This is a genomic window from Lentzea sp. NPDC051838 (genome assembly GCF_040681245.1).
Lineage (GTDB): Bacteria > Actinomycetota > Actinomycetes > Mycobacteriales > Pseudonocardiaceae > Lentzea.
This window is the reverse complement of the sequence record NZ_JBFAYI010000005.1, coordinates 452,789-477,193: the sequence shown is the minus strand read 5'-3', so window position 1 is coordinate 477,193 and position 24,405 is coordinate 452,789. Positions and strand designations below refer to the sequence as shown.

Sequence of the window (24,405 nt, the reverse complement as noted above, 5' to 3'; positions counted from 1 at the left end):
CTACGAAGCGAGCTGGACTAGGAAGAACTCGTTGCCGAACGGGTCGCTGAACCAGGTGGCCCGATCACCCCACGGCATGGTCTCCGGCGCGCCCTTGACCTGCACTCCCTTCTCCGCGAAACGGGCAACGTCCCCGTCGATGTCGTCGGTGATCAGCGAGATGCCGCAGCCCATCGAGAACGACACGTTCGGCGTGTCGTTCAGCGACAGCGCGAACGCGGTCTCGGCGCCGGGAGGAGCGACGGTCAGCCAGCGCATGCCCGCCTCATTGCTGTCCTGCCGCTTCTCCCAGCCCAGCACGTCCACGTAGAACGACACCGCGTCGTCCAGCGAGCGGACGTTGATCGTCACCGAGTGCGCATGAGTAATCATGCGAAGAAGCTATGCCCGCGCCACCGCTGGACGCTTCTTCGAAACTGCTCGACGTGGCCACCGCGACTCCAGCCACAGGGCTACCGGGGCGGCGGTGACCACTGTGGACACCGTGCCCGCGATCAGGCCGATCAGCAACGCCGTGGCGAAGTTGGCCAGGGAGCCGTCGCCGAGCACCAGCAACGCCGACAGCACGAAGAGCACGCCGATGCCGGTGTTCACGGTGCGCGGCACGGTTTGCACGACCGCGTCCGACACGACGTCCGGGTAAGGCGCCTTCAAACGCGAACCGCGCAGCGAACGCAGGCGGTCGAAGACGACCACGGAGTCGTTCACCGAGTAGCCGATCACGGTCAGCAACGCCGCCAGGAAGACGCCGTCGGCGGTCTTGCCCATCCACGCGAACACGCCGATCAGCACGAGCACGTCGCTGAGCAGCGCGGCGACCGTCGCGACGCCGAGGCGCCAGTCGAAGCGCACGGCCAGGTAGCCCAGCTGGGCGGCGACGGCGATGGCCAGGCCGATCACGGCGTTGCGGCGCAGTTCGGAGGACAGCGACGGGCCGATCAGCTCGTTGCTCGACTGGCGGGCGCCACCGTCGACGGCGGACGACACGACCTGCCCGATGCGGGACGACTGCGCCTCGTCGATCGGGCCGGTGCGCAGCGAGACCTCGTTGCCGGAGGAGGACACCACGACGTCGGAGAAACCCGCGTCGGACAAGGCACTGCGCACGCGGCCCGAGTCGATCGGGCTTCCCGCGGTGAAGTCGAGCATGCGGCCGCCGGTGAACTCGACGCCCAGGTTCAGGCCGCGCACGAACAGGCCCGCGAACGCCGCCAGCACCACCACACCCGCGGCCAGCAGCCAGCGAGAAGGCTTGCGGTAGAGCACGACGGAAAGCCGCTGCCGCACCCAGCCCAACGTGTGCAGGCCGCTCAACCGAGGCCGGGCGGCGACGAACCGAGTCCTGAGCACCCACAGAACCAGCACTCGCGACAACACCAGCGCGCTGAACATCGACGCCAGCACACCGATGGTCAACGTGACACCGAAGCCCCGCACCGGGCCCGTGGCCAGCCAGAACAGCAAGCCCGCGGCCAGCAGCGTCGTCACGTTCGAGTCGGCGATCGCGCTCAGAGCCCCGCGGAAACCACCCTCCGCGGCACGGCGAAGATTTGGTTTTCGGGCGTACTCCTCGCGCGCTCGTTCGAAGATCAGGACGTTCGCGTCGACCGCCATGCCGATCGCCAGCACGAACCCGGCCAGACCGGGCAACGTCAACGTCGCGCCCACAGCCAGAAGCCCCGCGTAAGCGACACCCGCGTAGCCCGCCAGCGCTACGACGGCCAAGAAACCGGCCAGACGATAAGCGAAGATCAAGAACACCGACGTCAGAGCGATACCGATGATCGCGGCCTGCGCGCTGGCCTCGATGGCCTCCGCACCCAAAGTGGCGCCGACGGTGCGTTGTTCGATCACCTCGACCGGCACGGGCAACGCGCCGGAACGGATCACCAGCGCGAGCTCCTTGGCCTCGGCCTGACCGAACCGGCCGGTGATCGTCGTGGAGCCACCGGCTTGACCAGCGCCACAAGCGGTGTCGAGGCTGACCTCGGGTGACGAGATCGGCTTGCCGTCCAGGACGAAGGCGATCTGACGGCCAGGCGTGCCGGACGGTTCGCAGGCCGCCTCTCCGGTGACCTTCTGCCAGACCGAAGGCGCGTCGCCGCGGAACGAGATGTTCACGACGAACCCGGCGCCCTGCGGGTTGCGGACGGCGGAGGCGTCCGAGATGCCTTCGCCGGTCATGACGGTCTGGCCGTTGCGCTGCACCACGAGCTGAGCGGTGCGGCCCAGCACCTTCACCGCTTCGGCCGGATCTTGGACGCCGGGCAACTCCACGACGATGCGGTTCTCGCCGGAGCGGGCGATGACGGGTTCGGCGACGCCGAGTGCGTCGACTCGGCGCCTCAACACCTCCAAGGAACGGTCGGCGGCGTCGGAGTCGCCCTTGGCTTCGAGGACGATCTGGGTGCCGCCGCGCAGGTCGAGGCCGAGGCGGGGATCAGTGGTGAGCAGCAGAAAAGCGGATGCGACGAGGATCCCGAGCGCTATGAGACCGCGCACGAGGAGACCCCGCCGCGCATCAGAGCGCGACATGGGTGAATGAGCCTTCCGGGAAAGTGGTTGCTGAGTAAGGGAATTCAGCGACCGGAAGGCGGCGAGCGGTCTCGCTGCGGCGTCCAGCGGATGCCGTCGGGCGTGCGGTGGACGCGGCGGGCGAACGAGACGACGAAGCGGAACGGCAGGCCGGGGCGAACGACCGGCGGCACGTCCATCGGCAGCTGCGACTGCGGCACCTGCGCGGCGTGGTGGTTGTGCGGCTTGGGTGCGGCGCCCGGCAGGTTCGCGATGCTCTGCGCGTACCGGACGACGGAACCCTCGGCGGGCGCCGGTGCGGGCGCGGCGACGATGAACAGCTGTCCGAGGAACAGCAGGAACGCCAGTGCGACCGCGTTGCGACGCATCACCGCTTCCTGCCTCCCCCGACGTACACGAGCGCTCCCCCCACGACAGCGCACAACCAGGAAAGCACAAGTGGCTGCATCGTGGTTGCTCCGAGGAACAACGCGACGGTCCAGCCCACCAGAATCAGCGCCGAAGCGGCGAGCAGCGACACCGTGATCGCGAGCTTGCGCAGGCTGAAGAGCAGCTTGTACGGGCGCAGCCGCAACGCCACGACCAGGCAGCACAGCACCAGCGCGCCGGTGAAGAAGCCCAGGTAGGGCGTGGGGCGCGGCATGCCGGCGACCAACGCGAGTAAGCCGCCACCGACCAGCAGCAACGACAGCATCCGCAGCGCCCGCCACACCTGCACCTTGTTCAGCTGCATCGGCGCGGGCTTCGTGGCACGGCGCCGTTGCACGGTCGCGAGGTTGGCCTTGGAGTCCGCGTCGGACGGGTCGAGCTTGATCGCCGTGCGGTAGGCGTGCTCAGCGGTGCCCCAGTCACGCATGCGCAGGGCCGCGTCGCCGAGCACCTGGAACGCCCGCGCCTCGCTCGGCGCGAGCTGGGAGGCGTGCAGGGCCGAGTCGAACGCCTCGACGGCACCGTCCGGGGAGTCCGCGAGCACCTCGGCCAGCACGACGTAGCACCGCCAGTCGCCCGGCTTGCGCCTCACCGACTCCCGCGCCGCGACGGCTGCTTCCGCGTGCCGCCCGAGGTCGCTCAACGCCAGCGCCGCCAGCCGTTGCGGCCACGCGGGTTCGCCGTCGAGGGTCATCGCGCGCTTGGCCGAGTCGAGTGCCTGGTCCGCCTCACCGAGGTCGAGGTGGGCGGCGGCGAGCCGGCACCACGCCTCGGCGTGCCGAGGGTTCGCCGCCACCAGGGGCCGCAGCAGGTCGATGGCCTGCCGCGGTTTCCCCGAGGCGGTGAGCTCGGCGGCGCGCAACAGCACCGCGGTCATCGGCTCGGACACGCCGCACAGTGTGACAGCGCGCCCCCGGCCACCGAACGGGTGACCTCAGACCTCGCCGAACCAGCGGGCCAACTCCCCGTCCAGTGCCTCCTGGTCCGACCCCACCCACGCCACGTGTCCGTCCGGCCGCACCAGCACCGCGGAAGCCTCCAGCTCCTCGCTCACGTCGACGAGGTGGTCGACCCGATCAGCCCATGCCCCAACCGACAACGACCCGGTCTGGTCGAGCAGAATCCCGTGACCTGCGTGCATCCGGTCGTAGAGCCCGCCCTCCTTCAGCGCGAGATCGCCGATCCGGCGTCCCACCAGATCGTTCTCGGAACCGAGGTCGTACCGCACGGAGATCGCGATGATCTTCTCGATCAGGTAGCGGTTGACCTCCTCGAACCCGACCAGCTCGGTGAACAGCCTGCGCACCGACTGCGGCCCCGGCTCGACCTTCATCAGCTCGATCTGGGCGCGGGTGTTGTTCAGCACCTCCTCGGCGACCGGGTGCCGCTCGGCCTCGTAGCTGTCGAGCAAATCGGAGGGCGCCCACCCGTGTACCGCCGCCGCGAGCTTCCACCCGAGGTTGAACGCGTCCTGCAACCCGAGGTTGAGCCCCTGGCCACCGGTCGGCGGGTGGATGTGCGCCGCGTCGCCCGCCAGGAACACCCGGCCGGACCGGTACCGGGAGGCCTGCCTGGTCGCGTCACCGAAGCGGGACATCCAGCGCGGCGAGTGCACCCCGAAGTCGGTCCCCGCGATCCGGACCAGCTGCGACCGGAAATCCTCGAGCGTCGGCATCACCGCGCGGTCCTCGGACACACCTTCAGCAGGCACGACGACCCGGTAGACGCCCTCGCCGAACGGGGCGAGGCCGAACCGCTTCTGCGTCTCGCGGACCTTCAGCATGATCGGCATCGCCTCGTCCCACGGCACGCCGATCCCCATCTCGCCTAGCAACGTCTCCACGCGCGTCGGCTCGCCGGGGAAGTCGATCCCGGCCAGCTTCCGCACGGTGCTGCGGCCGCCGTCGCAGCCCACGAGATACCGCGCGCGCAACACCGTGCCGTCGGCCAACGACACGCTCACGCTCTCGGAGTCCTGCGACAGCCCGACGACCTCGCACGAGCGCCGGATCTCCGCGCCCATCTCCACCGCGTGCTCGGTCAGCAGCCGTTCGGTGACCGGCTGCGGCAGGCCGAGGGTGTGCGGGTACTTGGTGTCGAGACGGTCCGGCGCGGGCTTCTCGATGCCCGCGAAGAACCCGGCCAGCGGATGCTTCGTGCCGAGCGCGAGGAACCGGTCCACGATCCCCCGCTGGTCCAGGATCTCGATGCTGCGCGCGTGCATCCCGAGCGCGCGCACCACCTTCGTCGGCTCCGGGTCGCGTTCCAGCAGCACCACTCCCACGCCGTGCAACCGCAGTTCGCCGGCCAGCATCATGCCGGTCGGCCCACCGCCAGCGATGATGACGTCGATCATGGAGTTCCCCATTTCCCCAGGTAGATGACGTTGGCCGGGAAATGATGAAGCATGCCCGGGGCCTTGTGGCAAGCCCCCGTGTGCGCTATATGTTGAAGTGGGGAGAGAGATGGTTCGCTGGTACTTCGCGGGGTTGGCTCTGTCGTTCTTCGGAACGAGCGCGATGTACCTCGTCGCCGGCGTCTGGGTGAAGTCCCTGACGGGCAGCGACGCACTCGCCACGATCGCCATCCTGTGCGTGTACGCGCCGGGCGTGCTGTCGCCGTGGATCGGCCGGCTCGCGGACTCCTACCGCCGCAAACCCCTGCTCGTCTGGACCAGCCTCGCGATGGCACCGGTGCTCGCGGTCCTGTTCTTCACCGACGAGGTGCCGGTGATCTACGCCGTCCTGCTGATCTACGGCGTGAAAGCCGTCCTGGTCAGCGCCACTGACGGCCGCAGCGCTGTTCGCCGGGTACGGCGCGTGGCCGGTCATCGCGATCGATGCGTTGTCGTTCGTGCTCGCCGCCGCGGCCACCAGCATGATCAAGGTCGACGAACCACCGCCCGATCCGCGCGAATCGCCGAGCTGGCCACATCTCAAGGCCCTCGCCTGGCCGATCGCCGCCGCCCAGGGTGCCGGCTCGGTTCTCGCCGGGCTGCTGGGGAAACGCGCCGACGTGAGGGTGGGGCTGCTGCTCATGGCCGTGGCCGCGCTGGCCAGGACGACCGCGTGGCTTCCGCTGGTGCTCGTCTCCGGGTTCGTGACCGGCGTCGGGCTCGCGTGGGCCGTGATCGCGGTGGCGACGCTGGTGCAGCAGCGCACCCCGCCGTCGGTGCTGGGGCGGGTGAGTGCGACCGCGATGAGCATCGTGTTCGGTGCCGCGCCGCTGGGGCTCGCGGCCGGTGCGGCACTCGTCTCGCACCTCAGCTTCGAGGCGATCTACGTGATCATCGCCGTCCTGACGACGGCCGCCGCGGTGTGGGCACGCGGGGGCCGGGCGCGCCGCTTCACTGCGCGCCGGCCCCCGCGCGAAGCGGCTGACCAGATGGAGTGATCAGCCGCAGGTCGTGGCGGTCGGCGGAACCTGGCAGAGCCGGGCCGCGTAACCGCCGTTGCGAGCCACGGGCACCGTCAGGGAGTCTCCCGCCGCGACACGTTTGGTGTCGAACGCGATCTTGCCCGTCGGACTGTCGTGGTACAGCTCAACCAACCAGGAACCGGAGCCGAGGAATCCCGTTCCGACCGAAAGGTCGCGCGGATCACCCGCGACGCCGGCGCCGAGGAACCACGTCGAGCCGGATCGCCGGGCCAGCACCGCGAGCTTGCCGGGATCACCCGCCACCATCCGAGTTTCGTCCCAGGCCGCCGGAACGGTTCGCAGGAACTGCTCGGCCACGGGATAGGCCGCGTAGCTGGAGATCTTGTCCGCGAAGTGCTGGACGCCCGACTCGTACAGAACGCCCAGACCGAGCTCGGCGGCGTCGGAGTTCGGGCGCACACCCGAGAACGTCACCGGGGTGAAGTCCATCGACCCGGTCAGGTTCCGGGTGAACGGCAGCGTCAGGTAGTGCTCGATCGGGAACGGCTCCCTGCCGGGACGCGGGCGAGTGCCCTCCGCACCCTTCACGGCTTCCGCGGACAGCACGTGCGGCCAGGTTCGTTGCACGCCACGTGGAATCGGCGCTCCGTGGAAGTTCAGCATCAGCCTGTACTTCGCGGCCGCCGCGTACACCGAGTCGTACCAGCGCATGCGGTCCTGGCCGTCGGACTCCACGAAATCGATCTTCAGGCCGACCGCGCCCCACGAGCTGTACTGCGCGAAGAGCCGCTCGCGTTCGCTGTCGGTGTCGATGGTCTGCCACCGCACCCACAGCCAGGTGTCGACGCCGCGCGCCTTCGAGTACGTGATCAGCTCGGGGATCCAGTCGGCGCTCCAGCCGGAGTCGACGAGGTTGTACGGGTAGCCCTGCTTCGCGGCGTAGTCCGCGTATTGCTTCTGCAGAGCCAGGTTCCCCGTGCCGTCACCCCACCACGACCACACCGCCGTGCCGGGTTTGATCCACGAGGTATCGGCGATCTTCGAGGCGGGCGCCAGCGACGTGATCAACGAGCTCTCGACGACCTCGGCCAGCGATCCGACCCCGAGCACCCGCCACGGAGTCGCCAGCGGACCGGCGGACGTCTCTGCGGGATCGGGCAGAACGAGCCGATAGCGCGACCCGTCGTAGACGACCCGCGAACCGCCGTAGCGCCCGTCGACGTCGGACTCACCGAGCAGCAGCCAGGAGCCGGAGACGTTGAACAGCGCGGGATAGCCGTACTCGACGCCCTTCTCCGGCGTGCGAACGTGCGCGGACTCGTAGTCGCTGCGCCCGTTGTCGTACGGCAGCAGGAACTTCTCGGCCGCAGCGGGCACCGCGAACTCCGACGCCTCACCGAGAACGGTCGTCCACTTGCCCGACGGCAGCACGTACTTGTACGCCACGCCGTCGGAAGACGTGCGCACCACCAGATCCAGCCGCTCGGCCAGCCGCTGGAGGTGGAACGTCGTCTCCGTGCCGACGTAGGAATGCTCATGTTTCTTGCCGGACACCGTGGTGTACGAGTCCTGGACGAGCCGCGACGCCGACCCGACGAACTTCAGCCCCGACGTCAGGTCGGCGTCGGCGGTGCGCAGGCCCAGCGCGGACGGCTCCAGCACCGTGGTGCCGCCGCGCTGAACGGAAAGGCTCAACCTCCCCTTGTCGAGCCGTACAAGTGCTTCCGGTGCAACGGATTGCGTCCCAACAGGCGCCCCGACGCGCCATTCTCCGGATTCTGCGACGGCGGGAGTCGTCCCGACCAGTGCACCGGCGACGGCGGCGGACACCGCCACCAGCACCACTGATCTGTTGCGAAACCCCATGCGTGTCACTCCCTACAGCGTGGCGGCGGTAGGTGGACAGGATTGGGAAAGCGCTTACCAGCCTAGGACAGCAGCCCTGCGCCGTACAGATGAGTGAAGATGATCCGCGTGACCGGTGAGACCCGGTCCGCGTCGGCGGCGGTGAACCACGCCAGCTCGGCGATCTCGCTCGCCGGCTTCAGCTCCCCGGAGAAAGACGCCGTGTAGCAGGTCATCCGCACGGTCTCCCCCTGTGCGCGACTGTGCGCCTGCGCCTCGAAAACACCCAGCAACTCAGGTCCGGAGACGTCGACGGACAGCTCCTCGCGGATCTCGCGCACGAGCGTCTCGACGTCGGACTCACCCGGCTCGCGCTTGCCGCCGGGCACGTAGAAGGTGTCCTTGCCGTGCGAACGGGCGACGAGCACCCGGCCGTCCACGACGTGCACCCAAGCCACCTTGTCGATCACGGCACCGACACTAGGCGGACGCGAGCTCCTTCACCACGCGGTGCGCGTCGGCGAGCGACTCGACGGCCACCTCGCGGAACTGGTGCAGCTGCGGCACCACGTTCGCCAGCGTCATCTCGGCGTGCACGAACTCCAGGCTCTGGTCGAGCCCGACCATCGACAGCACGGCCCGCAGGTACGGCTCCTGGAAGTCGAAGCCTTCGCGCGGCGTACCCGGCTTGTACGAGCCACCACGCGCGGTCACGACGACGACGCGCTTGCCACCCCACGCGAACGTGCCGTCCTCGCGGGCGAAGTGCTCGGACGTCGCGACCTGGTCGATCCAGGCCTTCAGGGTCGACGGGATCGAGTAGTTGTACATCGGCGCGCCGATGAGGATCACGTCGGCGGCGTCGATCTCGGCCATCAGCTCGGCCGCGATGCCCTGTTCGGTGCCGTCCTTGTGCGGAATCGGCGCCGCGTGCAGGTCCCGGTAGACGTAGCCGCCGCCAGGGTTCTCCGCCCGCCACGTGTCGGCGAACGAGCCGGAGACCTCGCGGGTCACGGACCCCTCGTACCGAATGCTCGAGTCGATGTGAAGCAGATTGGTCATACTCAGAACATACGAGTGAAGAAGTTCCGAGTCAAGATGTTCTGAGCCGAGAACATCTCTCCTGGGATGTAGGATGGACCACATGGAGGAGCAGCTGATTTCTGCCTGTGTGGAGCGGTGGGACTTCAACTGGCTGCTGCACCGCGCCACCCAGCGGGTCGGCGCCGCGTTCGCCGACGAGATCGAGAAGTTCGGCATCTCGCTGCGCAGCCAGCTGATCCTCCAGGCGCTCGCGAACGAGGAGGTCCAGCGCACGCAGCTCAAGCTCGGCGCGATGCTCGGCCTCGACAAGACGACGCTGACGAGCGAGCTCGACAAGCTGGAGCGCCAGGGCCTGATCCAGCGGGTGCCCGACCCCAAGGACCGCAGGGTGCGCACGCCGGTGATCACGGACGACGGCCGCGAGCTGCAGAAGAAGGCCGCGGACGCGCTCGCCCAGGTCGAACGCGGCTTCCGCGACCGCTACACCCCGGAAGAGCTGGCGACCATCCTCAAGGTGCTCGGGGACCTCGCGCGCGGCGAGGGCCCCATGCACGGCTCCTGCATCTAGACCAGCGAGCCCAGATCCTCTTCCCGCAGCTGAACGGGAGTCACCGCTGCTTGCGCGTCCACCAGTGCGCTCAACGCCGTGCCGTGGTCCCAGACGTTGACGTTCATCGCCGCCCGCAGCCGCCCGTCGCGCAGCCAGAACGCGATGAACTCCCGCTTCGCCAGGTCACCGCGCACCACGACCTCGTCCGACGGATCCGCGAGCCCGCGGTACTCCATGCCCAGGTCGTACTGGTCGGTGAAGAAGTACGGCGACTTCAGGTACGGCTCGTCCAGCCCGAGCAACGGGCCCGCCACGTACGTGCCCTGGTCCTTGGCGTTCGCCCAGTGCTCGACCCGGACGCGGTGGCCGTAACGCGGATGGTCGTGCGCCGCGATGTCTCCGGCCGCGAACACGTCGGGCGCGGACGTCCGCAACGTCGCGTCGACCGCCACGCCACCTTCGGCCAGCTCCAGACCGGCGGCTTCGGCGAGCTCCAAACGCGGGGTCGCGCCCACGGCCAGCACGGTGACGTCCGGCAGGAGCTCGGTGCCGTCGTCCAGCCGCAAGCCCGACGGCGAGAAACCCGCGACTCCGGTGCCCAGCTTGAAGTCGACGCCGTGCTCCTCGTGCAGGCCGCGGAACATCCGGCCCATCTCGGCGCCCAGCACGCGGACCAGCGGTTCGGCCAGCGGGTCGACGACCGTGACGAGGCAACCGCGGGCGCGCGCGGCGGACGCCACCTCGCAGCCGATCCAGCCCGCGCCGACGATCACGACGTGCCTGCCCTCGCGCAGGTTCGACCTCAACGCCAGCGAGTCGTCGATCGTCCGCAGCACATGTCCTTGCGCGCCAGGAAGAACACGAGGCCGTGATCCCGTCGCGAGCAAGAGCCGATCGTAGGAACGCACTGCTCCATCGGAGTCAACGATCGCGTGATCGTCGGGCCGCAGCTCCAGCACCGACACGCCGAGCTTGAGCTCGATCTCGTTGTCGGCGTAGAAGGTCGGCTCGTGCACCCACGCCGGTTCGCCGGCCTTTCCCAGCAGAACGTCCTTGGACAGCGCGGGAAGTTCGTACGGGCGATGGTGCTCGGTGCCGAACATGGTGATCTTGCCGCCGTAGCCGCGGTCTCGCAGCGCTCCGGCGGCGGAGGCACCGGCGAGGCCCGTCCCGACAATCACGATGCGTTGCGGTTCCGCCATTTTCACCCCTCCAGGTGACCAAGACTCATCCCACGTGCGACGCTATCCGCAGCTCGGCACGGTCGCGCGATGGAGAACGCGAAAACTTCGTCACGACCGTCGGCTTCACGCGTCTCATCAACGCGAGCGCCGGAACCACCGGGCCGGCGCGCCGAGTGAGCTGGAGGAAGAAACCCGTGGGAGCCAAAGAGGAGTGGCAGGTGAGCTGCCGCGACATCGCTTCGCGCCGACGGGACTTGACGGTGTTCGTCAGCCAGGGGCACATCGTGATCAACGTGCCGCCGGGAGAGGCAGCCGTGCTGACGCCACTGGAGGTCGGCCGCCTGCGGGCCGCGCTGCGTGAAGCCGTCGTCGCCGCGTCCGAGACCGACGTGTGACTGCCGTCACACCGTTATCTACTCACCAGTAGGTACGTGGCAGAGTGGGTCTCATGGTGACCCGCGTGCTGCTGACCCTGGTCAAAGCCGGAGTGATCCGGCCGTTGGGCCCGCGCGGCCTGTCCGGGACCGTGCGCGGGTATCTGCAGTGGGACATCACGCTGGCGTGGGGTTACCAGACGGGCGCCGGGCGACACCCTGATCGTGCCGCGATCGTCGACGACGACGGCGTGCTCACGTACGCCGAGGTGAACGAGCGCACGAGCCGGCTCGCGCATGCCTTCCGCGCCAAGGAACGCGTCGGCCTGCTGCTGCGCAACCACCGCGGGTTCATCGAGACGATGACCGCGTGCACGAAGATCGGCGCCGACGCGGTTCTGCTCAACACCGGTCTGAGCAAAGGACAACTGGCCCAGGTCGCCGCCGACCAGAAGATCGACAGGATCGTCGCCGACCGCGAGTTCGCCGAAGCACTGCCCGACCTCCCCGTGTACTTCAGCGACGAGTTGGAATCGCTGATCCTCAACGGGCCCACCGCCCCGCTCCCCCGCAGGCCTCCGCGCGGCCGGCTGATCATCCTGACCTCCGGCACCACCGGCACCCCGAAAGGCGCGCGCCGGCCGGAACCCGCGTCGCTCGCCCCCGCCGCCGCGCTGCTGTCCCGGATCCCGCTGCGCCACGGTGAGGTCATCGCGATCACCTCACCGCTCTTCCACGCCTGGGGCCTCGCCGCCTTCCAGCTCGGCCTCGTGCTCGGCGCCACGCTCGTGCTGCGTCGCAAGTTCGACCCCGCGCAGACGTTGCAGGACGCCGAGAAGTGCACGGCGATGTTCGTCGTTCCCGTGATGCTGCAACGCATGCTGGAGACCTCGCACCGGCCGAAGCTGCGGATCATCGCGTCCAGCGGAAGCTCGTTGCCGCCGAAGGTCGCCGCACGCACGCTGGAGGAGTTCGGCCCGGTGCTCTACAACCTCTACGGCTCAACGGAAGTGAGCTGGGCGAGCATCGCGACGCCCGAGGAGATGCTCAGGTCGCCCGGCACCGCGGGCCAGCCGCCGCTCGGCACCCGGCTGGCCATTGTGGACGATCAGGGCAAGCCCGTCGCGCCCGGCGAGACCGGCAGGATCTTCGTGGGCAACGAGATGCTGTTCGACGGCTACACCAACGGCACGAGCAAGGAGTCGTTGAACGGCCTCATGTCCACCGGCGATCTCGGCTACCTCAAGGACGGTCTGCTGTTCGTGGCCGGCCGTGACGACGAGATGATCGTGTCCGGCGGTGAGAACGTCTACCCGCGCGAGGTCGAGGATCTGCTGTCGAACCTGAATGGCGTCACCGAGGTCGCCGTGCTCGGGGTGGAGGACGACGAGTTCGGCCAGCGTTTGGTCGCGTTCGTTGTCGGCGCAAAAACCCTGACGGCCGAACACATACGTGAACATGTGAAGGCGAACCTGGCGCGGTTCTCGGTGCCCCGGGATGTTTTCTTCGTCAACGAGCTGCCTCGCAACGCAGCCGGAAAAGTGTTGAAACGTCAATTGCGCGACCAGGTCTAGGCTCAGCCCCGGGAGAGGGGCTCGATCCACATGACGGTTCCAAGCAGGACGGCGGATCCGCGGTCCAACGCTGTGCACAACCTGCGCGAGGCACGCATCGCCCTGGACGAGGGCAGGCCGGGTGAAGCGCTGGAGTACGCCGAGAAAGCGGTTGCCGCGTTCGCCTGGTTGGACGACGTCGAGGGCGTCGCCGAGGGCGTGCTGACGCAGTCCGTGGCACTGGGCAAGCGCGGGCTGTGGCCCAGCGCGCTCGACACCATCGACAGAGTGCAGGAGATCGCGGCCGCGAACCGCCACATCGGACTGCAGGCGCGGTGCAGCTTTTCCCGCGCTGTGGTGGAACTGCGGCTCGACTCGCGGGAACGCAGCTTCAACTCGTTCGCCAGGGCGCTCGGTCTCGCGGAGCTCACCGGCGACAACGAGCTGATCGGCTCGGTGCTGTTCGAACAGGCCCGCGTGATGCGCATGCAGTACCACGAGCACTGCATGATCCGCACCGAGGAGAGCCGCTGCAGCCTCGACGGCGAACCGTGCGTGCGCAAGCTGCGGCGCGCGGAGGCGTTGTGCGCGCAGGTGCGGGACAGGTGGAAGCAGGTCGGCGATCCGGTGCGGATGGCGATGGTCAACGTCCTGCTGACACACGTGCGCATCGATCTGGGTGAACTTGACCGCGCGCACCGCAGCTGGCAGCGCGCTGACCAGTTGCTTGCCGGAAGGAACCGCCCGGTGGCGCGGGCCGAGGCGCTGATGGCGCGCGCCCGGCTGTCCGGCGGACGCAAGCGGTACCAGGACCAGATCTCCCAGCTGACGCAGGCCGCCGAGCTCGCGATGAGCTGCCTGGCGCGCGAGGTCGCCGTGCACGCCCATCAGCAACTAAGTGAGGCGTACGAACGATCTGGGAACCTGGAACGGGCGTTGAGGCACGCACGGCTGCAGCTGGAGCAGTACCGGTTGTGGGAACTGCAGGAAGGCCGCGATCTGCTGCGGATGCGCGAGCACGACCTGTCGTCGCGACTCGTGGAACAGTTGGCGCACAGGCGTTTCGAGCCCAAGCGCGAGGACGCGGTGGTGCGCGTGCCGCACTCCGGCGAGCTGCACGAGACCGGTACCGCGGAGCACACGAACACCCGGATCGCGAGCGCGTTGCGAGCCGGGCTCACCAAACGCGGCATCGAGGTGCTGCGGCTCGTGGCGGCCGGAGCGAGCACGGCGATGATCGCCGAGTCGCTCGGACTGTCCCCCAAGACCGTGCAGAACCACCTCCAGCGGATCTACACCACGCTTGACGTCAACGGCCGCTCCGGCGCCATCGTGTGGTGGATGAGCCTGACCACCCACGAGTCATCCATTGTCAAGTAATTGACAATTGGTCCAACCAGACAGGGGTGCAATCGCCCGTTCGGTCGCTTGCCGCCGACGGGGTGGTCGCGGTTCTTGGGTGATTTACCCACGTCGGCGGCGTGGAATTGGGTGATGTGACGGGTAACTGGTCTGTGTCATGCTCCGTTAACAAGGTGTCCAGTTAACGAGCGAGGGGCGGTCATGGCCGGGCAACGTCGCCGACGGTCAGTGCTTGCGCAGAGCAATCCGCGCCACGTCGCGCCAGAGCAGCGGATCAACGCCCTCGGGGTTGATGTGCTCCAGCAGCGCGGCCAGGGCCGTGCGCGCGCCGGTGCTGCCCTCGGGGTCGACCTCGTCCGCCGCCCGCACCAGCAGCAGGTGGCACCGCAGCTGCTGCTCGGCGTCGAGCTGCCTCGTCGCGAGAGCCTCCTCGGCCAGTTCGCGGGCCTTGTCGACCTCGCCGTCGCGCAACGCCAGCTCGGCGCGCAACGCCCGCGCGTGGGCGAGCAGGCCGTCCTGCCGGCGCATCGCGGCGACCGTCGTCTCCACCTTGTCCAGCAACGCCACGACCTCGTCGAGGTTCGCGCCGGGAGTGCGCAACGCGATGGACGCTCCCGCGAGGCGAACGCGGCAGCGGTACTCGGGATCGCCGTCGAAGTCGTCGAGCATCGCGACGGCCTCGCGGATGCAGTGCGCGGCCTCGCTCCTGTCCCCCAGCCGATCCGCGACCTTGGCGCGCGCCCACCACGTGGAGATCGCGAGCCGGTCGCGGCCGAGTTCGGGCAGCCGCACGGAAAGCTGGTCGACAACCTGTTCGGCGTCAGCCAGACGTCCGGCCGCGGTGAGCTCCGCGCACAACGCGATGAGCGCGCGCGTGTTCACCCGACGCACCCGTTCGCCGTCACCGTTCGCCAGCTCAACGGCCTCGGTCGCGGCGCGCACGGATTCGGCCGTCCGGCCGAGGCGCCGCAACGAGGATGCGCGCAGGATCTCCACCAACGCGTCCACCGCCGGACCGGGAGACCAGGACTTGCGCAGCTTCGCCGCCGCCAGCAGCAGACCTTCGTGGTCGCGCTGCCGCGCGAGCATGACCAGGCGCGTCCAGCGCACGCACCAGCCGAACATCTCCTCGTCGGACCGCTTTCCCAGCGTTTCCAGCAGGTCGACGGCCATCACCAGGTCACCGTCGTGGTAGGCGAGGAGAGCCTCGCACCACGCCAGCGCCTCGTCCTGCATCGCGGTGCGGTCCTCGTCGACCATCAGCTCGGACGGGTCGACGTCGAGCACCTCGGCCAGCCTGCGCACGACAGCGGGCGACGGCACGCGCTCGCCGGACTCCAGGCGCGACACGTAGCTCATGGAGACACCGGGGCACGCGAGGTCCTTTTGCGACAAACCGCGTTGCAGCCGGACCGCTCGCAGCCTCGCACCGAACCTCGTCAAAGACTTCCTGCCCTCATCCACGGCCGCCACCTATCGGAACGGAGCCCATCAATGAAGTTGAACACTATCGCTCGAATCGCCGCCGCAGTGATCCTCAGTTTGGGGGCGCTGGTGGCAGCGGCCGGAATGGCCTCCGCGGACGGGCCCGGTGAGGTCTTCACACCTCCGTACTGCCAGCCGGTCTGATCGTTTTGCCCGGTAGAGGTGGTCTTGCCTCCCTCGCAAGCAAGACCACCTCTGCACCGACACACCAATTGACACACCTGGCCACATCGCCAGGTACCGGTGAGGCACCCTTGTGGGGTGACTCTGCAACTGCGCACGCCTCGTCACCAGGTGAGTCCCAAGTCCGTCCTGCTGTGGACGATGCAGGCGGCCGTGTTCTGGCTGGTGCTGTTCATCCCCCAGCTCGTCGTGTACCTGATGGTGAACACCCCGCCCACGTGGGAGCTCGCCCTGCTGATCGCCACGCTGGTCGTCGGGATCGCGCACACCGCGGTCGAGCCGAGCTGGCGGTACCGCGTGCACCGCTGGGAGACCACGCCGGACGCCGTGTACACCCTCTCCGGCTGGCTGAACCAGGAGTGGCGGGTCGCGCCCGTGTCGCGGATCCAGACCATCGACACCAAGCGCGGGCCGTTCCAGCAGATGCTCGGCCTCGCGACGGTCACGGTGACGACGGCGTCGGCAGCGGGTCCCGTCGAGATCGAGGGCCTGGACCACGAGGTGGCGCAGCAGCTCGTGGTCGAGCTGACCAACACCACGCAGGCCACGCCGGGTGATGCCACGTGACCCCGGAAATGCCCGCGGGTCTGCCGGCCGCGCCCGAGTTCACCGAACCGCTGACGGAGTGGCACCGCCTGCACGTGCGCATGCTGATCGTGCGGCCGCTCAACGAGGGCATCGCGATGCTGGTGCCGATCGGCGTCCTGCTGATCACCGGCAACGGCGAGAAGTGGCGGCTCATCGCGAGCGGCGTGACGGTGGCGGCGATTCTCGCGTTCAGCTACCTGATCTGGCGCACCACCAAGTACCGCATCACCGACGACCAGGTCGAGCTGCACACGGGGTTGTTGACCCGCAAGCAGCTCGCCGTCCCGCGCGATCGCATCAGGACGGTCGACCTCACCTCCAAGCCGGGCCACCGCGTCTTCGGCCTGTCGGCGGTGCGGATCGGCACGGGGCAGCAGGACGTGCCCGGCACCGACGGTCTCACGCTCGACGCGGTGACGTCGGCGGAGGCCGAGCGGCTGCGGGTGTTGTTGCTGCAGAAGGCAGTCGCGCGGCCGGCGTCCGCCGACGCGCCTGATGTGGCGCCGGTGGTCGCGGAGTCCGAGGTGATCTCGCGGCTCGACCTGAAGTGGCTGAAGTTCGCGCCGCTGTCGCTGTCCGGCCTGGTCGCGATCGGCGCGGTGTTCGGCCTGCTGTCCAACTACGCGGACGACCTCGGCCTGCACCCGATCCAGGACCTGTCGGAGTGGCTGTTCGAGCACCCGAGCTTCACGCTGATCGGCGCGTTCGTGATCGCGCTGGTCGTGATCGGGCTGATCCTGTCCGTCCCGCTCTACGTTCTTCAGTTCTGGAACTACCAGCTGACCCGTGAGCCGGACGGAACCCTGCGCGTGCAACGGGGTCTGCTCACCACCCGCTCGGTTTCGGTGGAGGAGCAAAGGCTTCGCGGCGTCGACATCCAGGAACCGCTGCTGGTGCGCCTCGGCAAGGGCGCGAAGCTCGCCGCGGTGACCACGGGCCTGGGTTCGAAGGGCGAGAGCAACCTGCTGCTGCCGCCCGCGCCGCTGTCCGTGGCGCACGAGGTGTCGCAGGACGTGCTGAAGGTCGCCGACGACCCGACGCTCCGCAAGCTGCGCAAGCACCCGTTCGCCGCGTTGCGCCGCAGCATCATCCGGCACGTGGTGCCGTGGATCGTGATCGCGGCCGGCCTCGCGATCTTCGCGCCGTCGTGGGCGTGGCCGATCCCGGTGGCGATCCTCCCGTTCGCCGCGCTGGTCGGCTGGGACAACTACCGGTCGCTCGGCAACGCTCTGGACGACCGCTATCTGGTGACGCGCAACAACTCTCTCGTCCGCTCGACCGTGGCGTTGCAGCGCACCGGCATCATCGGCTGGCGCATCCGGCGGTCGTTCTTCCAGCGCCGCAGCGGGTTGATGACGATCGGCGCGACCACCGCGGCGGGTGCGGGCGTCTACCACGTGACGGACGTCGGCGAGTCCGATGGACTGGCACTGGCTGATGAGGCGGTGCCGGACCTGCTGCGCCCGTTCCTCGTCAACGAATGACAGCTGCGTTCCGGGTGCTCGGCACCCTGGCCGTGTCGGTGCGGGGGCGGGTCGTCCCGCTCCCCGCTGGGCACGGCAAGGTCGTTCTCGCCGGATTGTTGTTGCACGCCAACGAGGTTGTGCCCGTCTCGCGGATCCTGCACTGGCTGTTCGGCGGTGCGCCGCCCAATCCCGATCGTGCTGCCAAGACCGTGCACATGGTCATGAACCGGCTCCGCAAGGCGCTGGGCGAGGCGAACGTCGTCGCCACCGCGCCGGGCGGGTACATGGCCGTGGTTCGGCCCGACCAGCTCGATCTGGCCCGGTTCCGCTCGCTCGTGGCTTCGGGTGAGTGGGCCGACGCGTTGTCGTTGTGGCGCGGGCCGGTGCTCACCGACGTCGTGTCGGAGACGTTGCAGCGCGAGGAGATCGCGCCGCTCGCGGAGGAACGCCTGGCCGCGCTGGAGGCTCGGATCGCGGACGACCTGGCGCACGGGCGGCATGCGTCGGTGGTGTCCGAGCTGCGTTTTCTCACCGGTGAGCACCCGGCGCGGGAGACGTTCTGGGCGCACCTGATCCTCGCGTTGCACCGCGACGGCCAGTCCGGGGAAGCTCGGGAGGCGTACCTGGCCGTGACCAGGTACCTCGCCTCGTTCGGCACCACGCCGAGCCAGGACCTGCGCGACCTGCACCAGCGCATCCTCACCGGCGCGGCCGATCTGCCGGTGCCGCACCAGCTGCCCGCGGTGAACCCGCACTTCGCCGGCCGTTCGTCCGAGCTGGAGCTGCTCGACTCCGTCGGTGGCGGCTCGGTGGTGGTGATCGACGGAACTGCCGGTGTCGGCAAGACGACTCTGGCCGTGAGCTGGTGTCATGCCGTGGCGTCTCGGTTTCCGGGCGGCCAGCTGCACGTGAACCTGCGCGGGTTCGACCCGCACTCGGCACCGGCGCGGCCGGTGGACGTGCTGCGCGGCTTTCTCGACGCCCTGCAGGTCGCCGACGTTCCGTCCACTGTGGACGCGTGTTCGTCGTTGTTCCGCTCAGTGCTCGCCGACCGGAAAGTGTTGGTGCTGCTGGACAACGCACGGGATGTCGGCCAGGTGCTGCCGTTGTTGCCGTCGAGCCCCGGTTGTCTCGTGGTGGTGACGAGCCGCAATCGCCTGTCCGGCTTGGAAAGTGCTCGTCTGACGCTCTCGACGTTGACCCGGCCGGAGTCCGAGGTCGTGCTCGCGCGCCATCTCGGCGTCGCGCGGCTGCGGGCTGAACCCGAAGCGGTGCGCGATCTGGTCTCGCGCTGCGCCGGGTTGCCGTTGGCGTTGGCGGTGGTGGCGGCACGTGCGGCGACCACGCCGTTCTCGTTGCGCGACCTCGCGGACGAGCTGGCCGGCAGCCTCGACGTGCTGAGCTCCGACGACTCGCCGACCGATGTCCGGGCTGTGTTCTCGTGGTCCTACCAGCAGCTCTCCCCCGCGGCGGCTCGACTGTTCCGGCTGTTCGGGGTGCCCGGTGGCGGGACCATCGGCGTCCATGCGCTGGCGGCGTTGGCAGGTGGGGTCGGCTCGTCACTCGCGGAGCTGGTTCAGGCGCGACTGCTGGAGATGGTCGCCGAGGACCGGTTCGGGTGTCACGACCTGCTGGCCGCCTACGCGGCCGAACTGGCGGAGCTGGACCTGGGCCGCTCGACCGCGCTGGATCGCCTGCTGGACTACTACCTGCACTGCGCGGACCTCGCCGACGCGCTGATGCCGTTGCCCCGCAGCGACACCGACTTCCCCGTGCGGCACCGGCCCTCGTCGACTCCGCCGTTGGACACGCCCGAAGACGCGATGGCGTGGTTCGACGTCGAGCTGTCGAACGTCATCGGCGCGATCGAGCTCGCTGCTGCTCGTGGCCGCCCCACGCACGCACATCAGCTGACGTACATGCTGTCGCGGTACCTGTGGCTGCGCGCGGACTGGTCGACGTGGCTGCGGATCTGCCTGGTGGCGTTGCCGTGCACGGAAGGTGTGCCCGAGGCGCGGATGCGGACGTTGTTCAACATCAGCGCCGCGCACCACCGGCTGGGCTCCTACGAGGAGGCGCTGCGGTGGGCTTCGCTGGCGCTCCCGGTGGCCGCCGAGCTGCCCGTGAACGCTTTGAACGCACGGGCGCTGACTCTCTCGTCGATGGGCCACGCGCTGTTGGAGCTCGAGCGGTACGACGAGGCCGAGCAGCGCTACCAGGAGGCCGCGCTGGTGGCGGACCAGCCGGGTACCGAGGCGCAGATCCGGCACAACCTGGCTCGCCTGCTGGGCCGGGTGGGGCGGCACGGCGAGGCGGAAGAGGAGTTCACCGAGGCATTTCCGCTGTACGAGAAGGCCGGGCACCACGTCGGCGTGATCGACTGCCACTACGACCTGGCGGAGATGCGGTTGGAGCTGGGGCACTTCGCCGAGGCGCAGACCAGTGCGCTGATCGCGTTGGGGCTCGCGCGGGAGCACGGCAGCCGGATGCACGAGGCGACGTCGCTGGAGCAGCTCGGGGACGCGCTGGACGGCGCCGGTGCCGAGGGTGCTCCTGAGCACTGGGAGCAGGCGCTGGAGATCTTCGACGAGCTGGGGACGTCCGAGGCGGATCGGGTGCGCGGAAAGCTGGAGCGCTAGCGGTCAGGCCGTGCGGAACGTCTGGCGATAAGCCGTCGGCGACACCCCGATCGACGCTGCCAGCTGTTGCCTCAGCGCCGCCCCGGTCCCGAACCCGGCGTGCCGGGCCACCTGGTCCACCGGCAGGTCCGTCGACTCCAGCAGGTGCCGCGCCCGCTCCACCCGCTGCTGCGTCAGCCACTGCCCCGGCGACATCCCCGTCTCGGCGCGGAACCGCCGCGTGAACGTCCGCACGCTCATCCGCGCCTGCGCGGCCATCCCGGCCAGGTCGAGCGGTTCTTGGAGGCGCTCCAAGGCCCATTCGCGCGCCAGCGCGGTCGACGTGTCCGGGTAGCTCGGCACGGGCCGGTCGACGAACTGCGACTGGCCGCCCTGCCGCCACGCCGGCACGACGCAGTAGCGGGCGATCCAGTTCGCCACCTCGCTGCCGTGGTCGGACCTGATGACGTGCAGGCACAGGTCGATGCCCGCGGCGACTCCCGCCGAGGTCAGCACGTCGCCGTCGTCGATGAACAGCACGTCCGGGTTGAGCCGCACCTTCGGGTAGAGCGCGCGGAACTCGTCGGTGGTGTTCCAGTGGGTGGTCGCGGGCCTGCCGTCGAGCAGCCCGGCGGCGGCGAGCACGAACGCGCCGGTGCAGATCGACATGATCCGGCGCGCGTTCGTGGTGGTCAGCGCCTCGAGGACGGCCGGTTCGAGCCAGCCTTCGCGGGCCGGCTTGTAGTAGGTGCCGGGCACCAGCACCGTGTCGGCGTCTTGGAGGGCCTCCAAGCCGTGCTCGGGCGCGATGGTGAAGCCGCCGCTGGTCGGGATCGGGCGGCGGTCCGGCGAGCAGACGACGACCTCGTACAGGTCGCCGAGCCGGGCGAACATGTGCGTCGAGCTGCCGAGGTCGAAAGCCACCGACGGTTCGAGCGCGAGGACGGCGATGCGGTGCATGGCCTGATTCTTTCACATGTTGGCCATCGGGCCACTGGTCGCAGGACCGCTCATCGCCGAACCTTGTCGGCGTGAGACTGCATTGGGCCTGGGTTGTCGCAGGCGTGTCCTTCATCGCCTTGGTCGGTGCCGCGTCGTTCCGCGCGGCACCGGGTGCGTTGATCGAGCCGTTGCGGGCGGAGTTCGGCTGGACGACCGGCACGATCTCGCTCGCCATCTCGATCAACCTGTTGCTGTTCGGGTTGACCGCGCCGTTCGCGGCCGCGCTGATGGACAAGTTCGGTGTGCGGGTCGTGGTGACCTTCGCGTTGACGATGGTCGCCATCGGCAGCGGGCTCACGGTGTTCATGACGGCGTCGTGGCAGCTGGTCCTGCTCTGGGGTGTCGTCGTCGGCCTGGGCACGGGCTCGATGGCGCTGGCGTTCGTCGCGACGATCACCGGACGGTGGTTCGTCAAGCACCGAGGCCTGGTCACGGGTGTGCTGACGGCCGGTGGCGCGGCCGGGCAGCTGGTGTTCCTGCCGCTGGTGGCGTGGCTCGCCGACTCCTACGGGTGGCGGACCGCGGCATTGCTGATCTGCGTCGCCGCGCTGGCCGTGGTGCCGCTGGCGGCGTTCTTCCTGCGCGAGTACCCGAAGGACGTCGGGCTCTTCCCGCTGGGCGCGACTGAGAACCCTCCCCCGCCGCCGTCCGGTGGGGCCGCGAAACGCGCGCTGACCGCGTTGGGTTCTGCGGCGCGCACGAAGCCGTTCTGGTTGCTGGCAGGTGGGTTCGCGATCTGCGGCGCCTCGACGAACGGCCTGGTGGGCACGCACTTCATCCCCGCCGCGCACGACCACGGCATGCCGACGACGACCGCGGCCGGGTTGCTCGCGCTGGTCGGCGTGTTCGACATCGTGGGCACGATCGTGTCCGGCTGGCTGACCGACAAGATGGACTCGCGGCTGCTGCTGGCCGCGTACTACGCGCTGCGCGGGCTGTCGTTGATGCTGCTGCCCCAGCTGTTCGGCGAGTCGGCGCACCCGTCGATGCTGGTGTTCATCATCTTCTACGGCCTGGACTGGGTCGCGACCGTGCCGCCGACGGTGGCGTTGTGCCGCCAGTACTTCGGCATGTCCGGGCCCGTCGTGTTCGGCTGGGTGTTCGCGTCGCACCAGCTCGGTGCAGCCCTGGCGGCGTCCGCGGCCGGGCTCACCCGCGACCACCTGGGCAGCTACGACCTGGCCTGGTACGTCGCGGGTGCGCTCTGCATTGGCGCGGCGGTGCTGTCAGCGTCGCTTGCGCGAAGTCCCGAAGAGGCCCCGCGTGATCTCGCGCGCCAGGGCGCTGCCGGCTGACCGCAGGAACGACTTGACGGCACTGTTGCCGAGCACCTTCTCGACGAGCCCCGGTTCCTCCTTCTCGTGCCTTTGCGGAGGAGCTTCCGGGGCTTGTTGTTCTTCTTGCGGTGGCGCGACTTTCTGCATCAGCTGCTCGTAGGCCGACTCGCGGTCGACGGTCTCCGCGTACTTGCCGTGGAGATCAGACCCTTGCGCGGCCTGCTTGATCGCGTCGTTGCCGATGGTGTCCATCAACGACCTCGGTGCGCGCAAACGAGTCCACGCGACCGGTGTCGGCGCACCCTTCTCGCTCAGCACGGTGATGATCGCCTCGCCGATGCCGAGCGACGTGAGCGCCTTCTCCAGGTCGTAGTGCGGCGTCGTCGGATACGTCTTCACCGTGCGCGCCAACGCTTTCTGGTCGTCCGGCGTGAACGCGCGCAATGCGTGCTGAACGCGCGCGCCGAGCTGCGACAGCACGTCGTTCGGGATGTCGGTCGGCAGCTGCGTGCAGAAGAAGACGCCGATTCCCTTGGACCGGATGAGCTTCACGGTCTGGGTGATCTGGTCGAGGAACGCCTTCGACGCGTTCGAGAACAGCAAGTGCGCCTCGTCGAAGAAGAACACGAGCTTGGGCTTCTCGACGTCCCCCTCCTCCGGCAGCGTCTCGAACAGCTCCGCCAGCAGCCACATCAGGAACGTGGAGAACAACGCCGGGTTGCCCTGCAGCTCGGCCAGTTCCAGCAGGCTCACGACACCCTTGCCGTCGCGCTGCCGCATCAGGTCGGCCGGGTCGAGCTCCGGTTCGCCGAAGAACCGGTCGCCGCCCTGCGCCTCCAGGTTGACCAGAGCGCGCAGGATCACACCCGCTGTGCTGCTCGACACACCGCCGATGCCCTTCAGGTCCTCCTTGCCCTCGTCGCTGGTGAGGTGCTGGATGACGCTGCGCAGGTCCTTCGTGTCGAGCAGCGGCAGGCCGCGCGAGTCCGCCCAGTGGAAGATCAGGCCGAGCGTCGACTCCTGGGTGTCGTTCAGGCCCAGCACCTTCGACAGCAGGATCGGCCCGAAGCTGGTGATCGTCGCCCGCAGCGGCACGCCGAGACCGCCGGTGCCGATCGACAGGAACTGCACGGGGAAGTTCTGCGGCTGCCAGTCGTCGCCGGTGTCCGCGGCGCGCGTCTTGGTCCTGTCGCTCTCGGTGCCCTGCTGCGACAGACCGGACAAGTCGCCCTTCACGTCGGCCATCAGCACCGGCACGCCGTTGTTGGACAGCTGCTCGGCGAGCAGCTGCAGGGTCTTGGTCTTGCCGGTTCCTGTTGCCCCCGCGACAAGTCCGTGCCGGTTGACCATGGACAACGGGATGCGGACGTGCGCGGTCGACTCCACGGATCCGTCGACCAGAACAGCACCAAGTTCAATGGCCGCGCTCTCGGACGCGTACCCAGCAGCGATGTCACCCTGAGCCGTCATGCACGAGGAGCGTAACCAGGTTGCTGCACGCCGCCACTCGAAGTTGACGCCTCGCGCAGTAA

The 24,405-nt window shown here is 69.0% G+C and carries 22 protein-coding genes; 10 read left to right on the top strand and 12 right to left on the bottom strand.

The window, feature by feature from the left end; all coding sequences use genetic code 11:
* From AB0M24_RS15935 to rox, 5 genes are all read right to left on the bottom strand, one after another.
* Nucleotides 1–372: a VOC family protein gene (locus tag AB0M24_RS15935; protein WP_363766993.1), complete on the bottom strand. Its 372-nt coding sequence runs from the start codon at nucleotides 370–372 to the stop codon at nucleotides 1–3.
* 9 nt (nucleotides 373–381) lie between these two features.
* Nucleotides 382–2,502, bottom strand: a complete 2,121-nt coding sequence (secD, locus tag AB0M24_RS15930; RefSeq protein ID WP_363766990.1) for a protein translocase subunit SecD — start codon at nucleotides 2,500–2,502, stop codon at nucleotides 382–384.
* A gap of 77 nt (nucleotides 2,503–2,579) precedes the next feature.
* Nucleotides 2,580–2,903, bottom strand: a complete 324-nt coding sequence (locus tag AB0M24_RS15925) for a hypothetical protein (RefSeq protein ID WP_363766987.1) — start codon at nucleotides 2,901–2,903, stop codon at nucleotides 2,580–2,582.
* The gene (locus AB0M24_RS15920) at nucleotides 2,903–3,853 is read right to left on the bottom strand and encodes a tetratricopeptide repeat protein (RefSeq protein WP_363766984.1); all 951 of its coding nucleotides are present in this window, start codon (nucleotides 3,851–3,853) and stop codon (nucleotides 2,903–2,905) included. The genes AB0M24_RS15925 and AB0M24_RS15920 overlap by 1 nt, the downstream gene beginning before the upstream one ends.
* 45 nt (nucleotides 3,854–3,898) lie before the next feature.
* Nucleotides 3,899–5,320: a rifampin monooxygenase gene (gene rox, locus AB0M24_RS15915; RefSeq protein WP_363766981.1), complete on the bottom strand. Its 1,422-nt coding sequence runs from the start codon at nucleotides 5,318–5,320 to the stop codon at nucleotides 3,899–3,901.
* A 497-nt stretch (nucleotides 5,321–5,817) separates the two neighbouring features.
* Here rox and AB0M24_RS15910 point away from each other — a divergent pair, with 497 nt between their 5' ends.
* Nucleotides 5,818–6,357, top strand: a complete 540-nt coding sequence (locus AB0M24_RS15910; protein ID WP_363767124.1) for an MFS transporter — start codon at nucleotides 5,818–5,820, stop codon at nucleotides 6,355–6,357.
* Here AB0M24_RS15910 and AB0M24_RS15905 read toward each other — a convergent pair whose 3' ends face one another.
* The 3 genes from AB0M24_RS15905 to AB0M24_RS15895 form a co-directional block, all read right to left on the bottom strand.
* Complete coding sequence (locus AB0M24_RS15905; protein WP_363766978.1) at nucleotides 6,358–8,208, bottom strand: glycoside hydrolase family 97 catalytic domain-containing protein; 1,851 nt, start codon at nucleotides 8,206–8,208, stop codon at nucleotides 6,358–6,360. It lies immediately after the preceding gene.
* Between the two features lie 62 nt (nucleotides 8,209–8,270).
* Entirely contained in the window at nucleotides 8,271–8,657 is a 387-nt protein-coding gene (locus AB0M24_RS15900; RefSeq protein ID WP_363766975.1) for an NUDIX domain-containing protein, read from the bottom strand.
* Nucleotides 8,658–8,667: 10 nt separating this feature from the next.
* Nucleotides 8,668–9,249 carry an NAD(P)H-dependent oxidoreductase gene (locus AB0M24_RS15895; RefSeq protein ID WP_363766972.1) on the bottom strand — a complete coding sequence of 194 codons (582 nt, stop codon included), beginning with the start codon at nucleotides 9,247–9,249 and terminating at the stop codon, nucleotides 8,668–8,670.
* A gap of 82 nt (nucleotides 9,250–9,331) precedes the next feature.
* Here AB0M24_RS15895 and AB0M24_RS15890 point away from each other — a divergent pair, with 82 nt between their 5' ends.
* On the top strand, nucleotides 9,332–9,799 hold the full coding sequence (locus tag AB0M24_RS15890; protein ID WP_363766969.1) for a MarR family transcriptional regulator: 468 nt from the start codon (nucleotides 9,332–9,334) through the stop codon (nucleotides 9,797–9,799).
* On the opposite strand, the gene AB0M24_RS15885 is transcribed toward AB0M24_RS15890, so the two are convergent.
* Entirely contained in the window at nucleotides 9,796–10,983 is a 1,188-nt protein-coding gene (locus AB0M24_RS15885; RefSeq protein WP_363766966.1) for an FAD-dependent oxidoreductase, read from the bottom strand. The two genes, AB0M24_RS15890 and AB0M24_RS15885, sit on opposite strands and share 4 nt — an antisense overlap.
* A gap of 176 nt (nucleotides 10,984–11,159) precedes the next feature.
* Here AB0M24_RS15885 and AB0M24_RS15880 point away from each other — a divergent pair, with 176 nt between their 5' ends.
* Genes AB0M24_RS15880 through AB0M24_RS15870 form a run of 3 tightly spaced genes read left to right on the top strand, consistent with a single transcriptional unit; the run spans nucleotide 11,160 to nucleotide 14,272 of the window.
* A complete protein-coding gene (locus tag AB0M24_RS15880; RefSeq protein ID WP_363766963.1) occupies nucleotides 11,160–11,360 on the top strand; it encodes a hypothetical protein in 201 nt (66 codons plus the stop codon).
* A 53-nt stretch (nucleotides 11,361–11,413) separates the two neighbouring features.
* Nucleotides 11,414–12,913 carry an AMP-binding protein gene (locus tag AB0M24_RS15875; RefSeq protein WP_363766961.1) on the top strand — a complete coding sequence of 500 codons (1,500 nt, stop codon included), beginning with the start codon at nucleotides 11,414–11,416 and terminating at the stop codon, nucleotides 12,911–12,913.
* Between the two features lie 30 nt (nucleotides 12,914–12,943).
* The gene (locus AB0M24_RS15870; RefSeq protein ID WP_363766958.1) at nucleotides 12,944–14,272 is read left to right on the top strand and encodes a LuxR C-terminal-related transcriptional regulator; all 1,329 of its coding nucleotides are present in this window, start codon (nucleotides 12,944–12,946) and stop codon (nucleotides 14,270–14,272) included.
* A 207-nt stretch (nucleotides 14,273–14,479) separates the two neighbouring features.
* Here the strand turns inward: AB0M24_RS15870 and AB0M24_RS15865 are convergent, their stop codons facing one another.
* A complete protein-coding gene (locus tag AB0M24_RS15865) occupies nucleotides 14,480–15,718 on the bottom strand; it encodes a helix-turn-helix transcriptional regulator (protein ID WP_363766955.1) in 1,239 nt (412 codons plus the stop codon).
* Nucleotides 15,719–15,748: 30 nt separating this feature from the next.
* Here AB0M24_RS15865 and AB0M24_RS15860 point away from each other — a divergent pair, with 30 nt between their 5' ends.
* The 4 genes from AB0M24_RS15860 to AB0M24_RS15845 all read left to right on the top strand — a co-directional run bounded on the left by AB0M24_RS15860 (nucleotide 15,749) and on the right by AB0M24_RS15845 (nucleotide 20,615).
* Nucleotides 15,749–15,883 carry a hypothetical protein gene (locus tag AB0M24_RS15860; RefSeq protein ID WP_363766952.1) on the top strand — a complete coding sequence of 45 codons (135 nt, stop codon included), beginning with the start codon at nucleotides 15,749–15,751 and terminating at the stop codon, nucleotides 15,881–15,883.
* A 117-nt stretch (nucleotides 15,884–16,000) separates the two neighbouring features.
* On the top strand, nucleotides 16,001–16,489 hold the full coding sequence (locus AB0M24_RS15855; RefSeq protein WP_363766949.1) for a PH domain-containing protein: 489 nt from the start codon (nucleotides 16,001–16,003) through the stop codon (nucleotides 16,487–16,489).
* A complete protein-coding gene (locus AB0M24_RS15850; RefSeq protein WP_363766946.1) occupies nucleotides 16,486–17,994 on the top strand; it encodes a PH domain-containing protein in 1,509 nt (502 codons plus the stop codon). Before AB0M24_RS15855 ends, AB0M24_RS15850 begins: the two co-directional genes overlap by 4 nt.
* On the top strand, nucleotides 17,991–20,615 hold the full coding sequence (locus AB0M24_RS15845; RefSeq protein ID WP_363766943.1) for a BTAD domain-containing putative transcriptional regulator: 2,625 nt from the start codon (nucleotides 17,991–17,993) through the stop codon (nucleotides 20,613–20,615). Before AB0M24_RS15850 ends, AB0M24_RS15845 begins: the two co-directional genes overlap by 4 nt.
* Nucleotides 20,616–20,618: 3 nt before the next feature.
* Here the strand turns inward: AB0M24_RS15845 and AB0M24_RS15840 are convergent, their stop codons facing one another.
* Nucleotides 20,619–21,554 (bottom strand): helix-turn-helix domain-containing protein, encoded by a 936-nt coding sequence (locus tag AB0M24_RS15840; protein ID WP_363766940.1) that lies wholly within the window; start codon nucleotides 21,552–21,554, stop codon nucleotides 20,619–20,621.
* Between the two features lie 71 nt (nucleotides 21,555–21,625).
* Between AB0M24_RS15840 and AB0M24_RS15835 the strand changes: the two genes are divergently transcribed.
* Nucleotides 21,626–22,891: an MFS transporter gene (locus AB0M24_RS15835; RefSeq protein ID WP_363766937.1), complete on the top strand. Its 1,266-nt coding sequence runs from the start codon at nucleotides 21,626–21,628 to the stop codon at nucleotides 22,889–22,891.
* On the opposite strand, the gene AB0M24_RS15830 is transcribed toward AB0M24_RS15835, so the two are convergent.
* A complete protein-coding gene (locus AB0M24_RS15830) occupies nucleotides 22,823–24,343 on the bottom strand; it encodes a helicase HerA-like domain-containing protein (RefSeq protein WP_363766934.1) in 1,521 nt (506 codons plus the stop codon). The genes AB0M24_RS15835 and AB0M24_RS15830 overlap by 69 nt on opposite strands.
* Nucleotides 24,344–24,405 lie beyond the last annotated feature (62 nt).